Below are 15,296 nucleotides of genomic sequence, written 5' to 3'. Positions count from 1 at the left end.
AACCTGTATACATACCGGCCATTAAAGTTTTGGCAGTATGGATTCAATTTTCGCTCTTGCCCCTTCATACTGTTTGGGCAGTTTTAGTGCTGTGCCCAGTTCATTTAAAGGCTCATCTCTTGTAAATCCCGGGTTATCTGTTGCTATTTCAAACAGTACGCCACCCGGTTCACGGAAATAGAGGGAGTAAAAGTAATCGCGGTCTATCTGCGGAGTAATATTCAGCCCTGCCGAAGCGATCTTTTCTCTTAATTCCATTTGAATGGTATCATCTTTAACACGAAAGGCAATATGATGATTGGTGCCGGCAGCATTACGGCCATAGCCGGCATTTGCATCCTCTATAATGTCAATATGATTGGCTGTGTCAATATTTTCATTTGTAAAACGGTAACGGTTTCCTTCCTGCACTGTCTGGCGGTACCCTAATAATTCAGTCAGCACTTTTGCTGTAGGGGCTGCTTTACGCAATGTTAAAGTAGCATTATGAAACCCTTTAATGCCCATGGACGGTGCAATAGCTGCTGTTTGCCAGGGTGTACGCTCATCTTTGGTTCGGGGAATGATCAGCGACAGCTTTAAGCCGTCCGGATCTGCAAATGACAGCTGTTGTTCCCCAAATACCATCTCCTCTTTGTAGGGTATCTTATTGCCGTTAAAACGCTCTTTCCAGGAGTCAAGGCTGTTTTCCGGAACTGCAAAGCCGATATCAGTAGCCATGCCCGCCCCGTTCTTACCCTGGCCGATCCCTTCCCAGGGGAAAAAGGTAAGGATGGTTCCGGGGGTGCCGTTTTCATTGCCATAGTAGAAGTGGTAGGTAGAAGGGTCATCAAAATTGACGGTCTTTTTAACCAGGCGCAATCCCAGAACTGTTGTATAAAATTCATGATTGCGCTTTGCGTTGTCTGCAATTGCGGTTATATGGTGTAAACCCAGTACTTTATTTTCCATGCTGTTGATTTTAAAAATTAAAAGACAAAAGTACTGTCTTTATTACCGGATAAAGTTAAAGTAGGTTAAGCCGTAACGGCAGGAATAATGTTATCTTACTGTGCATTTGCTGTAAGGCAGCCCAGGTATGATGCCTCGCTCGATGATTTGGCAGTGTAAATAGGAAAGCCCGGATTGGTGATCTTTGTACAATTCCTTATATCTAAAAAAAAATGGACTGCCTTTAAGTTAATTTGGATATACCTGTTGGGGATCAGTTAATAGTATTGGGTTATATCGGTCCTTAAAGGGCATTGACCGCCGGATGCTTTTTAGAATAGATGTTGTAATGGTTCATTGCCTGCTGAAAGCACAAAGCTAATAAAACAGGGATACCTTATTGATTGGCCAGGATCTTTTTTACAATTTCATCAAGCAGCGGTTGATTTTTTTCTACAAACAGCAATCCTGCCTGGCGCAGGTGCTCCACGTTTACCCCGGTCGCATTGTCCATATCTGAGAGCGCCTCATGCAATGGTGGCTCCAGGCGGTAATAATCTTTTTCATCTTTACGGGAAAGGGTGCCATAGATCTGTTTCAGCTGATAATCGACCGTTTCACTGTTGCCGGACATAAGGATGTCGATGATCGGTTCTATCCATTTTATTTCGCCAGCGTTTTTAAGATCGTTGAAATGATAGGGCTTTTTTACGGTACCGGTACCAATGGATAAGATCAGCATGTCTTTGGCGGAAGGTGCATCCGGTTTTTTGGGATCATTCAGCAGCCGGGAAAAAGGAAGCTTGCGTACCTCAGCATAAGCACAAAGGGCAGGGTTATTTGCAAAGACACCGCCATCGATCAGATTAAATATTTGCCCCGTTACTGACTGAACGCGGGCAGGCTCAAAATAGGTGGGAGCGGCAGATGTACTGCGCGCCACATCAATGACTTTAAAATTTTCAATGTCGTTGGTTTTAGCATCCGCACTGGTAAAGAAGTGCGCGTTGCGGGATGTGATATCGTAGCTGGTAATCAAACAGGGCTTTATAAATTCACTGAGCAGGGTGTGCCCGAATAATTCTTTAAAATTCTTTTCCAGCGTCCCGGCGGAATATTTTTCAGTGACCAGACTCCATGGGTTGATGATTTTATCAAGAATGTTTTCTTTAAAAATATCATGGCCTTCCTGTAGATACAGCTGTACAGCCTGTTCTGCGGAATAGTGGGCTTTTGCCTGCTCATCAGGATTAGGCATGAGGTAGGCACAGGCAAGAATGCCCCCGGTGCTGGTGCCTGCGATAAAATCAAAATAATCCCCGATCTTTTGTTTGCTGTTATCCTGTTTTTGCAGTTGCTTTTCTATATATGTAAGGATTACGCCGGGAATGATGCCGCGTATGCCGCCGCCATCGAGAGAAAGAATGCTGATTTTTTTCATAAAAGAACGTTGTTGAATAGTGAATTTTAATAGCGAATGATGCACCTGTCGAATGCCCTATGATGAATGAGGCACTTCCGGGGCGGTGATTATAGCATTCTGAAAGGTGATCAGGCCTTTTGTGCTCATGTCTTTTAATAAGACCATTGCGCCTATCTGCCCCGATACAGCTGTACGAGAAAATGTTCCATCCGCTATATACTTTCCGCATGCATACAGGTTGCTGCCGCTCCATAAATAGGGGGAGTTGATCAGAAAAGCCCGGTAGCCGGTGCCATTGTATTTTTCCAGCTTATAGCAAATACCGGCAAGGCTCCAGTCTGCCCACTGGTCAAAGCCATCAAATTTCAAAGCATCTACAGCACTGAATTCCCAGGGAAAAGGCGGGGTGCCTGTTAAAGGCCGGCCGGCCGGTGCATGCACGGTACGGGCCGTAAGAGGATCCCCGTTGTGCAAATGGCAGTTAAAATTCAGATCAGCCTCCATACTGTGGATAACGGCAATAACATACCAGGGCATTGAAAGAACATGGGCTACATTGGTATACCGTACCTTGTTATTAAATATTTTCTGTACGATCCTGTTTACTACGGCCACCTTCTCGTTCTTTATTGTACAGATATTGAACAGATGCCGGTAGCTGTTTTTTAATTCGGGTGTGTATGAGAGCATGGTCTTTTATATTGATGGTTTTAAGCAGTTGTATACAAAATACGGCATAAGCATCCTGTTCCCGTTTTATGGAAGCGCATGCCGCTTCTGAGCAACAGGCAAATGCATTCCCTTCATAGTACAACCGTCATTTTTATCTAAAGGTAGCGGTCTGCACCGGCCGGGGCAATCACCTATTTATGGTATTTTTTGGAATAAACGGGTTATACGGAAGTGACATTTTTAATCAGACCGAAAGGTTTTCAGAAAACGCAACGCTTTTTTTGTTGGTCTGTAATGAATTTCACTTGCATGTTATGTCCCGCTGTTCCGAACCTTCGGAACGCAGGCTTCCACCATTGGCGGAAGCGCAGATGGTCTGGCTGTCAGCGTTATTCAGCGCGTTCTGCGGGAGCATTGAATGGCACCCGCCCTTTCTTTTGATTCTTCCGGGATGTCGGGAATGCCCTATCCTAAAATAGATCCATCTGCTTTTGGGAACCTTTTAATGCTCTGGCTACTTAGCCGCAATGCTTTGTTTAGATCTGTAATAAATTTCACTTGCGTATTATTGGTTCTTTAAATCCCGCCAAAATGAAATAGAAGCCGGAATCTGCATATTGGGTTAAAACGGGTATAGTTAAAACCGGTATTTCCTGTGCCGGATCAGCCAGGCAGCGGTTTGGTAATAAGCGATTGCTTCATTGACCAGCTGGCCGGGAGGTGCAATTTCCTGCTGTTCTTTTGTAACCGGATCTATTTTGTATGCGCTGATTTTTTTAACCGGCGATTGTACAATAAGCGTGTCTGATTTCAGGTAGCCCAGTCCCTGGTAGGTACTGATGAAGGCTCTTTGCTTTTGCGGGGGCGTTTTCAGTATATCGTTTCCGTAGAACAAGGAAGTGTAATTTAAGTGAAGCAGCCCCAGAATGGTAGGCGCAATATCGATCTGCCCCATCAATGCATTCACCTGCCGGGGTTGAACAATCCCGGGCGCGTAAATGATCAGGGGAATGTGGTAACCGGGCAGCGGCAGTTCCTGTCTGCCGGCGCTGGAAGCACAATGATCCGCTACGATCACAAACAGCGTATTTTTAAACCAGGGCTTTTGTGCTGCCTGCTTTATAAAATTGCCGATGGCATAATCCGTATATTTTACTGCGCCCTGCCTGCTATGTGCCGATGGAGGAATGTTGATGCGCCCTGCGGGATAAGTATAAGGCCTGTGATTGGATACGGTCATTATATGGATGAAGAAAGGCTGCTGTTTTAAGTTGTCTGAATCCATCGTTCTTAAAGCCAGTGTAAACAGGTCTTCATCTGCTACTCCCCAGATATTGGCATAATGTATTTCTGAAGGCTTCAGCGCTTTTCTGTCCAGCACTTCATAACCATTATGCCCGAAGAAATAGTTCATATTATCAAAATACCCGAAGCCACCATAAAGATATTGTGTAATATAGCCTTTGCTTTTGAGAACAGCGCCTATATTGTACAGTCCTTCATTATCCGGCCTTTTTATAATGCTCTGGCCCGGCAGCGGGGGTATGGAAAGCGACAGGGCCTCCAGCCCGCGAACGGTACGTGTGCCGGAAGCATAGAGCCGGGTAAAGAACATACCACGGCTGGCCAGCGCATCCAGTTGCGGAGTTATATGGCTGCTGTCTCCAAATGCCTGCATAAATGAAGCGCTTAAACTTTCAATGCTAATGAGCGCCACGTTCATTTTCCTTTCCGGTAAGCTATCCCTTATGCTGCGCCGCAGATTGGTAAGGTCAGGGGGCATATACCGGCTGTTGGGCATACCCAGTTGTTCTCTTACCAGCTTAAAGGCCGTTGTGTCTGGTAAGGTTCTGTAATAGGTATAAAAATCCAGCTCATTCTTTTTAAAAGCCTGTACAAAATCATAAATGCCATTGCCCGCAAGCTCGTTCACATACGTGTTGCGGCTAAAATATTTCCATTGTGGCGGTATGACCCGGGCCAGCAGCAGTCCTGCTGCTATCATTATTGCTGCAAACAGCAGCCTTTTTAAAAAGGCCAGCGGCGTTCTTACGGAGCAGGCTATTGGCCCGGATGTAAAATAAAAGATCGCTGCGCTGAGCAGCAGCACACCTGTTATAATGGGAAACAGCGGGTAAGACTCCCGTATATTTCCGATCACCTCATTGGTATAGATCAGATAATCTACTGCAATAAAATTATAGCGGGAGGCAAACTCATTCCAGAAGAACCATTCGCTTACCGCATTAGAGACCAACAGAAAAACCGTAATAAAGAAAAATAGTTTTAACACCCCGCTTCTCCATTTCAGCCGAAAGGAAAAGGAGCGCTGCAGCAGAAACAGAAATATGGCAAAGCGGGCAATAAGATAGCCAATAAGCGAATGGTACAGGTCACTGTTAAATTCTTTGGGAACCAGGGACGTGAAACCAACCACCGATAATACTACCACGAAAAAGAAAATGGTGATCCATTTTCCCTTATTGGTATAGATATAATTAGTTGTAAAAGCTATCTGGAGCAGGAAAGGTGTGGTGAGCAGTATGGATACCACTGCATCGTATACAAAGCCAATGATAAAGCTTGTGAGTATATTGCTGAAGCCGGGGGCTATTGGGTGCCAGAAGCTGAGCAATAGTACCAGCCTGGTAATAAAAGCTATTCCGATGGCAATGAGCAACAATATTCTTACCGGAGCAAATTTTTTTAGCGGAAACAACAACGCACCAACATTCATAACCCGCTAAAGTAGAAAGCGATTTAGGAGAAATTCTGAATTTTCATTCTCAGGGAAAGTGTTAAACACTAAAAGGCATTCTTGCGGCGTTTCCTGTATTAGAAAGCGGGGCAGCTCCAAAGCCTCCCTGATTGCCATATTGAGGCACAAATAACCGCAGATCAAGTTCTTTGAAATGACGAACCTTTTTACCGTCACCCTGAAGATGTCCCGGACCTGTTCCGGGATCTGTTTTATTTCAGGGCCCAGGTGAGCAATAAATAGATGCCGGAACAAGTTGCCAATGACAGATGGAATTATGCATTGAGGATCAATAATACTTTCGTCATCCGAATGTTCGGATCCGAGCGAAGCCGGGGAGTCTCTGAAATATTGAAGTGCTCGATGATTGAGAGATCCTTCGACTTCTTCCGCAGGATGACGATAGGAAGATTTGTCATTGCCATATTGTTTTTGCAGCACAAATAAAAAACCCGGCATGACAAAAAAGAAAGATTGCTTTTCAAAACAATAACACATATGTCATTGGCAGGCGCAAAGCGGACCCGAAGCCTGCCCGGCTGAACGCCGGACGGACGGGGCTCGAACTTTTGTAGAGATTTACCTTCGGTGCAAATGTTCTCCGCTATACTTCGCTATGGTCGAAACGATTATTTTGTATGTTGTTGGTTTTCAGCATAATGCAACACTCTTCATTAACAGCCTGACGCTCAGGCTGACATTACTTTTTGGTCAGCCCCTGATCAGTATAGTATAGGTGTCTTATTCTGAACCCGGGTATGAGTTGCTCAGCAGCCGGTAACGGCTTTGAGAAGGTTCTTGTTTGTATAGTTTTAATCTATGAAATTATAAAATTAATCGATTGTGTTTATGTATTAATTAGCATAAGTTTGTTTTATTGAAATGATTGCGTTTTGAACAGCAACCAGCAGTTCCTAAAAAATAAAATAATAAAAAAATGGAAAAAGATTCAAAAGACATCAGCAAATGCCCGTTTCATAATGGCAGCATAAAACCAAATGTGGCTGGCGGCGGCACCCAAATTCATGACTGGTGGCCCCACCGGCTAAACCTGAACATTCTTCGCCAGCATTCTTCATTGTCTGACCCTATGGACAAGAATTTTAACTATGCCGAAGCTTTCAAAAGTCTAGATCTGGAAGCGGTAAAAAAAGACCTGCACGCATTGATGACTGATTCCCAGGATTGGTGGCCGGCAGATTTTGGCCATTACGGGCCCTTGTTCATCCGTATGGCCTGGCACAGTGCCGGCACTTATCGTGTGGGTGATGGCCGTGGCGGCGCCGGATCCGGACAGCAGCGCTTTGCGCCGCTAAACAGCTGGCCGGATAATGTAAGTCTTGATAAAGCGCGCCGGCTGCTCTGGCCCATTAAACAAAAATATGGCAATAAAATATCCTGGGCCGATCTGCTGATTCTTACAGGCAATGTGGCGCTGGAATCGATGGGTTTTAAGACCTTTGGTTTTGCCGGCGGCCGCGAAGATGCCTGGGAACCGAGTGAAGATGTATATTGGGGTTCTGAAACCACCTGGCTGGGCGGCGATATTCGTTATGCGCGCGGTTCAGAGGGTGTAAAAGAGCATCATGGCGTGTTGGTGTCAGACGATGATGCAGACGGGCAGATCCACTCCCGCGACCTGGAAAAACCGCTGGCCGCCGTGCAGATGGGCCTGATCTATGTAAACCCGGAAGGCCCGGATGGCAACCCCGATCCTGTTGCGGCAGCAAAAGATATCCGCGATACGTTTGGCCGCATGGCCATGAGCGATGAAGAAACAGTTGCCTTAATAGCCGGTGGGCATAGCTTTGGCAAAACCCATGGCGCTGCACCGGCCACACATGTGGGCAAGGAGCCCGAAGCCGCGGGTATAGAAGAACAGGGGCTTGGCTGGAAGAATAGTTTTGGAACAGGAAGAGGGGCCGATACGATCACAAGCGGGCTGGAAGTTACCTGGACAAAAACGCCCACCCAATGGAGCAATAATTTTTTTGAGAACCTGTTTGGCTTTGAATGGGAATTGTCAAAAAGCCCTGCAGGAGCCCATCAATGGGTCGCTAAAGATGCAGACAGCATTATCCCGGATGCGTTTGACGCTTCCAAACGCCGCCTGCCTACTATGCTGACCACCGATCTTTCCCTGCGTTTTGACCCGGTTTATGAAAAAATATCAAGACGTTTCCTGGAAGATCCTGATGCCTTTGCGGATGCCTTTGCCCGCGCCTGGTTCAAGCTGACGCACCGTGATATGGGCCCCCGTGCACGCTACCTGGGGCCGGATGTGCCTGAAGAAGTGCTGATCTGGCAGGATCCTGTTCCTGCGGTTGACCATGTGCTGATCGATGAAGCGGATATTGCAGCTTTGAAGGTAAAGGTGCTGGAATCTGGCCTGGGCATCGCTGCGCTGGCAGGCACTGCCTGGGCATCTGCCTCTACTTTCCGCGGATCAGACAAACGCGGTGGTGCCAATGGCGCCCGCATCCGGCTGGAACCCCAGAAAAACTGGCCGGTAAACAATCCGGCGCAGCTGCGGAAAGTACTGGCGGTGCTGGAAGACATCCGGAACGCATTTAACGGGGCACAGGCCGATGGTAAAAAAGTATCGCTGGCAGATCTGATTGTGCTGGCGGGCTGTGCAGCTGTTGAAAAAGCAGCAAAAGATGCAGGATATACTATTACGGTTCCCTTTACGCCCGGCCGTACGGATGCTTCGCAGGAGCAGACCGATGTGGAATCCATCGCTTACCTGGAGCCGGCTGCTGATGGCTTCCGCAACTATCGCAAAGAAAGAGCTGCTGTATCCACAGAAGCATTGCTGGTAGACAAAGCGCAGTTACTAACGCTTACCGTTCCGGAGCTGACCGTTTTAATAGGCGGCATGCGGGTGCTGGATACCAACTTTGACGGCTCTAAACATGGTGTTCTTACACAGCGCCCCGGGCAGCTGACCAATGATTTTTTTGTGAACCTGCTGGACATGCGCACAGAATGGAAAGCTGCTTCTGAAGACAGGGAACTGTTTGAAGGCCGCGACCGCAGTACCGGCATTCTGAAATGGACCGCCACCCGTGCCGACCTGGTGTTTGGTGCTAACGCAGAGCTGAGGGCCGTTGCGGAAGTATATGGAAGCAATGACGGTAAGGAAAAATTTGTAAAGGATTTTGTAGCAGCATGGAATAAAGTGATGAACCTGGACCGGTTTGATCTGAAATAAGTCACCCCTACAAGAATAACAGAAGAGGCAGCCTGAACGGGCTGCCTTTTTAAGTTTTGCGCTTTTGTTAGTTTTGCGCGGAGGCTTCGTAGCAATAGCAGCAACACCAGCAAACGCTGTTATGCCGTTGGTGTCTTTCCTTTGCTCATAAACCGTGCTCAACACTAACGGTGGCGGAAAATCGTCATATAGACTAAAGCTTGCCCGAATGGTACAGGCGGGCGTTGCGCTGCCACTGACATGTTGTATTATGCATTGGGGATCAATTATACTTTCGTCATGCTGAGCGTAGCCGAAGCATCTCTTCAACTTGGAGACCTTTCGACTTCTCCCACTGTCGCGGGATTCGCAAGGTGACGGAAGATTATAATGTCATCACCTCATCCGAACGTTCAGATGCTTTTGCCTGCCCGGAAATCGGACGGGCCACGCAAATAAAAAACTCGCAATAACGACTTTTGATACATCCTCTTTTGTTGGTGGATAGCTGGCTGTTTTATAAATCGCCCTTATGCCGTCCATGCAGAGCATATTACTCCGGATTGTCTGGATCAGCCCTTGATAATGTCCGTTTTACCCTCTGCCCGTTACATGGCTGTCTGTAACTTTGAACCCGGAACGTGATACATTAATTATAATAAAAAAAATGATCATGAAACCCCGGGATTTTACAACAAGGTTCGTAACAGATGCAACACCACAGGAAGTTTTTGACGGTATTAATAATGTACGCGGCTGGTGGTCTGAAAATATTGAAGGAAGTACGGATCAGTTGAACAGTGTGTTTGTTTACCGCGATAAATACCTTACTGCAAAAATGCGTATCACTCATTGTACGCCACAAAAAATTGTTTGGGACGTGATTGAAACACACAACGAATTTTTCAAACATAAAACCGAGTGGGACGGAACGAAAATAGTTTTTGAAATAGCTGACAAAGCAGGCAGTACCGAAGTTAAATTTACGCATGTAGGGCTCGTGCCGGAATTTGAATGTTTCACTGTTTGCTCCAGCTCCTGGGACTTTTTTATAAAAGACAGTTTAAAAAAACTGATAGAGACAGGAAAGGGCAACGACATTTCAGGGGATGAACATTCATACACTACCTCTATACTTGTAAATAAATCGCCCGGGGAAGTATTTAAAGCTATTAATGATATAAAAAACTGGTGGTCTGAAAATATTGAAGGCAACACTAATAAAACCGGGGCGGAATTATTTTATCATTACAATGACGTTCACTTAATGAAATTAAAAATTGTTGAGCTGCGACCTTACGATAAGATCGTATGGTTTGTAAAAGACTTCTTTTTTAATTTTACACAGGATAAGGCAGAACTGGAAGGCACAAAAATTGTTTTTGATATTATAAGAAAAGGCGATCAAACGCAGATACTTTTTACGCATCATGGGCTGGTTCAGGAATGCGAATGTTATACAGTATGTAAAACCGCCTGGGATGAGCTGATCGGCGAAAGCCTGTACCAGCTTATAACAACAGGTAAGGGCAATCCCATTTCCAAACAATACGAGGGCTTTGATGCCGGGTTTGTTGAAGCATGGAGATCCGGCCGATGAAAGCAAAATTTAAATAACAATAAAAAAACTGAATCATTTAAGAATAGAGGCAATATGGAAAATTTCTTTTCAACGGTTTCTCAGTATACCCACCTGTCTGCACAAAGCAGGCAGGAGCTGGCTGCGCACCTGAGAAAACAGGTATTGCCCAAAGGGTATACACTTGTTAAGCCGGATACCGTTTGCAATTTTACTTATTTTATTGACAGCGGGTTAACGCGCACCTATTATCTGAAAGACGGTAAAGCGATTACAGACTGGATCAGTGATGAATATACATTTGCCTGCTCTATTATCAGTTTTATTACGCGAAAGCCGGACAGGCGCGGCATTGAGCTTTTAGAGGATGCTGTATTGTACGCGCTCCACTATAATGACCTGGATAAGCTTTGCAACAGCTATCACGACATTGAAACACTTTTCAGAAAGCTCGTATCGGCTGGACTGATACAATTGCAGCAGAAATTTGATGACCTGCACTTTGCAACGGCTCTGGAACGCTACCGGGTATTAATGCAAACCAATCCTTCCTTTATACAAAGAGTGCCGCTGGGCATGATTGCTTCCTATCTGGGCATTACGCAGGAAACATTGAGTCGGATACGTTCGCAGGTCTGAACCTGTAAAACCAGAGCTTGCATAGGTCAATTTTATCCTATAGTGTCATGTCAACTTGTTAATTAGGGATCAAAATTAATGAGTAATGACAAGTGGTATCTTTGAAAGAAGCAGGTTACAGCAGCGTAGCCGTCGTATCGATTAGTGTTTTGTACCTCCTGTCGACACTTGCTTCAAAGAATGGTGCATTAATGTTTGGTGATACTGTTTGCAGCAGCATTCCCGTTTGGCACATTGCTTTTTTATTGAACCTCTTTGAGCTGTAACCTGCTTTTTTTAATTAATACTTAAAAAAGTAGTTATGTCAAATTTAGTCAGTTTTGAACAACACAATGCGTGTGCAGCCGCTATAGATATCGGCTCAAAGAAAATCTTCGTTTCCTGTGATGGGATTACGGTTAAAAGTTACGATACTTTTACGTTTAGCTATCGTAAGTGTATTGAAGATCTTAGGAGCCAGCAGGTGAAAAAATGTATGTATGGAGGCTACAGGCGTCTACTGGATTGCGCTGCATGAGCTGCTGGAGCAAGCCGGTTTCTGTGTATGCCTGGTAAATCCCAAAGAGGTAAAGCAGGTAAAAGGTCGGAAGACAGATGTTGCGGATGCCTGTTGGATGCAGAAAATGTTTAGTGCAGGATTGGTACGGCAAAGCTATATACCGGCCGGTAGATTGAAAGAACTCCGGATGCTAATGCGGGAGCGGGAAGATATTATCAGTATGGGCAGCAGTTATGTAAATAAAATGCAGAAGGCATTAGAGTTGATGAACATCAAATTGACGGAGGTTATTTCTCAGATTACTGGTGTCAGTGGTATCCGTATGATAGAGGCGATCCTTAGAGGGGAAAGGGACGGAAAGGTATTATTAAGCCTGTGTCACAAAAGTATAAAAGATAAAAAGGCAGACGAGGTATTGATGGCCTTAGAAGGCAACTACAATGAAAGCTGGCTGTTCTTGTTGGAACAGAACCTCAAGCTTTGGAAAATTCATGAGCAGCAAATACTCATAGTAGATCAGCGTATGGAAGTGTTGCTTTCTTTTCTGGAGCAAGGTAGTTCATTTGTAGCGCCGGTACATAAGGAGAAGCCCGTACGCCATCATAAGCCAATGATTAAGGATTTAAATCAAAAATTGCTCAATATATACGGTGTAGATGCGGGCTGTCTGCCGGGAGTAACCAACTATTCTATGTTGAAGCTGCTGGGAGAAACAGGTACCGATCTGAGTAGATTTCCTACGGAAAAGCATTATGTAAGCTGGTGCGGGCTTTCCCCTGGTCATAACCAAAGCGGCAGCCGCAGCAGGAAAGCAAAAATGAAAAACAGTTCCAGAGTGGGCCAGATATTCAGGGAGATCGCACAATCGCTGCTCAATAGCAAACCTATAGCCATTGGAACATTTATACGCAGAATACGCACCAGGAAAGGTCCCGCAATTGCAATAAAAGCAGGAGCCAGAAAAATTGCTATTGCATTTTATAACTTACTGACTAAAGGGACAGCTTATTTAGAACAAGGAGCTGCTAAATATGAACAGCAATTAAAGCAACGCGAGCAACAGTATTTATTGAAACTGGCTACAAAACACAACTTGAAATTAGTTGAAATATAGTGCATTACATATCTTGTCATTGGCACAATAAAGTGTAAGTCGATGTTTCCCGCAGATTTAGCAGAAAAGCGCAGAATGATTTGATTATCTGCGTAAGTCAGCGCATTCTGCGGGAGAAAATTGAGGCTTGGCACGACCCTGGCTGATTTTTTGATATATATCAAAAGGGCTGTTCATTGTTGTTCTGACCTTTGCATTTTAAAAATAAAAGGTTATGAGCAATAGTATTCTATGGGTCTTGCAAATAATTGCGGCCGGCGCTTTTCTTTATTCAGGCGTTTGCAAGCTGTTATTGCCCGAACAAAAATTAGTAGCTATGGGGCAAACAGGGGTTGAGGGGCTACATCCGTATTTTATAAAGTTTATTGGTATATCTGAAGTAGCAGGTGTTATAGGGTTGATTGTACCTGTATACCTTCATATTGCGGTCTGGCTTACGCCTGTTGCTGCTATCTGCCTTGCTTTCATTATGCCGTTTGCAGCAAGGATACACTATAAAAGAAATGAACCCAAAAATGTGCTTACAAATGTTATTCTTTTTATCATTTGTATTTTAATAGCCTGTGGCAGAGTATTTATGAATCAATAGCAACGATATGGGATATGAGGAATTGTAGCTTTTTATGATTCAGAAGAAGGGAACAGTATTTTTCAGAACCCTTTATGGCCGCCTGTTTCAGACTCCTCTCCCGGCAGATTGGACGACAGCTGTTTTTTGAAAAGCAATCTGTTGTGGGTTTTTCTCCTGCGACAATAAAAAAAACAAAAATGCTGTCCAATTTCACATCCTTCGGTTGTCATTTGTTTTTAACCGTTAAAATGATATATAATGACACAAAGAATTAAGTTAAACGAAGCGGGTCAGGAAGTATTGAGGACATTATATCCCATAAATAAATACCTGGCAAACTCTTCTATAGAGAAACAATTGCTGGCTTTGGTCCACTTCAGGGTGTCGCAGATCAATGGATGTGCTTTTTGCCTGGATATGCATGCTAAAGACCTGCGGGTAATGGGCGAATCGGAACAGCGGCTTTATGTGCTGGATGCATGGCAGGAAGCACCTTTTTACAGCGAACGGGAAAGGGCCGCACTGGCCTGGGCAGAAGCGCTGACAATCCTTAAAGGGCCCCTGGTGCCTGATGAGATTTATGAAGCGGCCCGCAGGCAATTTTCTGAGAAAGAACTGTTAGCCCTCACGTTAGGCGTAATTGCCATTAATAGCTATAACCGCCTCAATATTGCATTTGGGGCAGATGTAGGCAGCTACCAAGTGGGACAGTTTGAACAAAATTAAAGTTCTGTCTTAATGCAGAGAAGTTGTTTTTTTATAAAAATCACAGGGGAAATGATATGTTATACCCCTGTGATTTTACCTGTTATTGCTGTGCCCTTCTGCTTCAGGAAACGTGAGGTTATTCCGGGGTATAGCGTTTTGATAATCAGCCGGGAAATTGAAGAAGCATCATGATTTTATCACCGGCGATGCTCGGTAGCCTGAGTTTAAAGCACAACAGCTAATTAATCATGAATAAAACTATAGCAATTTTTAGTAGAATAGGAAAAGGTGGTTTTGGGCTGGCAAAAAGGTTTTCCGCCGGAATGCCTAATCTGCTATCTGCGAGCGGTAATGGGAATAAACTGACAAGGGCACAGCATAGATTTACAAACCAGCCAATAAAAGGTTATTCAGGTGATACAGATGATGCGCAACAGTTGTTTCATAGTCTAGCAGAAATCGTAAAAGAGAATGAACAACCGGACGTTTTTTTATATGATCCTGCACAAATATATAAAGAGGGTCTGCCCGAAGCGCCCTTTAATCGCTTAATGGATGATCTTAAAATTTGTATGAGCGAGCTGGTCCCTGTTCTGGCTTTATTTTATGAGGCAGGTGCTGCTATTTACTGGTTGTTATATGAGCTTATCGGGGTTATTGGGCGATGCCATTTATTGGTACAGGATAGTGGTAAACCTGGCGCTGAAAAAACAAAGGTAACCTGAAGAAGCAGATCCATACGGATCTGTTGGGCGCTATAAGGGTAACAAAGGCATTTTACCTTATTTCCGTAGAAGAAAAAACAGAATGTTCATTAATATTATTTCTGTTTTTGGTTGGTTGGGCCTGCATGTTCTCTTTATGCTGCAGCTCAATTTGTTTAGGACGGCTTTCAGAAAGCCTTGCGCATAAGCTGGCACCATTTGGGCTGCTGGTAAAAACAATTGCACCGGTCGGTATTTATACCGGTTTTGCAGGGCACCCGGAAATTAGAAGAAAAAGTCAGTGAAAAGAATAATAAAAGAAGAATAAGCCGGTTTTAAATGGCAGAACTGGTCACTTCCGTAATTTACGAATCTGCTACCGATAATAAAGATTAACTGAGATATATGGCAGGCGCAGAAGCGTAATACAGAAAATGCAGGAAATATTTGCCTGTTAAAGCCCTCGCCGTCAAAAAGAATTGGCTTATTTTTGAGACACTAAAACT

At 44.6% G+C, this 15,296-nt stretch carries 12 protein-coding genes; 8 read left to right on the top strand and 4 right to left on the bottom strand.

From position 1 onward, the window contains the following. Positions 1-21: 21 nt before the first annotated feature. From A8C56_RS18925 to A8C56_RS18910, 4 genes are all read right to left on the bottom strand, one after another. Positions 22-951: a ring-cleaving dioxygenase gene (locus A8C56_RS18925; protein WP_067759543.1), complete on the bottom strand. Its 930-nt coding sequence runs from the start codon at positions 949-951 to the stop codon at positions 22-24. 376 nt (positions 952-1,327) lie between these two features. Continuing rightward, a complete protein-coding gene (locus A8C56_RS18920; RefSeq protein ID WP_067759540.1) occupies positions 1,328-2,371 on the bottom strand; it encodes a patatin-like phospholipase family protein in 1,044 nt (347 codons plus the stop codon). 57 nt (positions 2,372-2,428) lie between these two features. Further along, positions 2,429-3,043 carry a hypothetical protein gene (locus A8C56_RS18915; protein WP_067759538.1) on the bottom strand — a complete coding sequence of 205 codons (615 nt, stop codon included), beginning with the start codon at positions 3,041-3,043 and terminating at the stop codon, positions 2,429-2,431. Between the two features lie 619 nt (positions 3,044-3,662). Next, complete coding sequence (locus tag A8C56_RS18910) at positions 3,663-5,762, bottom strand: LTA synthase family protein (protein ID WP_067759535.1); 2,100 nt, start codon at positions 5,760-5,762, stop codon at positions 3,663-3,665. A gap of 958 nt (positions 5,763-6,720) precedes the next feature. Between A8C56_RS18910 and katG the strand changes: the two genes are divergently transcribed. The 8 genes from katG to A8C56_RS18870 all read left to right on the top strand — a co-directional run bounded on the left by katG (position 6,721) and on the right by A8C56_RS18870 (position 14,811). After that, positions 6,721-8,997 (top strand): catalase/peroxidase HPI, encoded by a 2,277-nt coding sequence (gene katG / locus A8C56_RS18900; protein WP_067759531.1) that lies wholly within the window; start codon positions 6,721-6,723, stop codon positions 8,995-8,997. Positions 8,998-9,649: 652 nt separating this feature from the next. Continuing rightward, positions 9,650-10,576, top strand: coding sequence for an SRPBCC family protein (locus A8C56_RS25135; protein WP_179946949.1), 927 nt, complete (start codon positions 9,650-9,652; stop codon positions 10,574-10,576). A 54-nt stretch (positions 10,577-10,630) separates the two neighbouring features. After that, positions 10,631-11,194, top strand: coding sequence for a Crp/Fnr family transcriptional regulator (locus A8C56_RS18890; RefSeq protein ID WP_067759529.1), 564 nt, complete (start codon positions 10,631-10,633; stop codon positions 11,192-11,194). A 301-nt stretch (positions 11,195-11,495) separates the two neighbouring features. Further along, positions 11,496-11,711: a hypothetical protein gene (locus A8C56_RS24715; RefSeq protein WP_169818802.1), complete on the top strand. Its 216-nt coding sequence runs from the start codon at positions 11,496-11,498 to the stop codon at positions 11,709-11,711. After that, positions 11,674-12,807 (top strand): IS110 family RNA-guided transposase, encoded by a 1,134-nt coding sequence (locus A8C56_RS18885; RefSeq protein WP_067758764.1) that lies wholly within the window; start codon positions 11,674-11,676, stop codon positions 12,805-12,807. The genes A8C56_RS24715 and A8C56_RS18885 overlap by 38 nt, the downstream gene beginning before the upstream one ends. 214 nt (positions 12,808-13,021) lie before the next feature. Beyond that, positions 13,022-13,396, top strand: coding sequence for a DoxX family protein (locus A8C56_RS18880; protein WP_067759526.1), 375 nt, complete (start codon positions 13,022-13,024; stop codon positions 13,394-13,396). 240 nt (positions 13,397-13,636) lie between these two features. Next, on the top strand, positions 13,637-14,104 hold the full coding sequence (locus A8C56_RS18875) for a carboxymuconolactone decarboxylase family protein (protein ID WP_067759524.1): 468 nt from the start codon (positions 13,637-13,639) through the stop codon (positions 14,102-14,104). Between the two features lie 305 nt (positions 14,105-14,409). Beyond that, on the top strand, positions 14,410-14,811 hold the full coding sequence (locus A8C56_RS18870; RefSeq protein WP_169818801.1) for a hypothetical protein: 402 nt from the start codon (positions 14,410-14,412) through the stop codon (positions 14,809-14,811). The last annotated feature ends 485 nt before the right edge of the window (positions 14,812-15,296 follow it).

This window comes from Niabella ginsenosidivorans (assembly GCF_001654455.1).
Classification (GTDB): Bacteria; Bacteroidota; Bacteroidia; order Chitinophagales; family Chitinophagaceae; genus Niabella; species Niabella ginsenosidivorans.
This window is presented reverse-complemented; position numbering and strand designations above follow the sequence as displayed.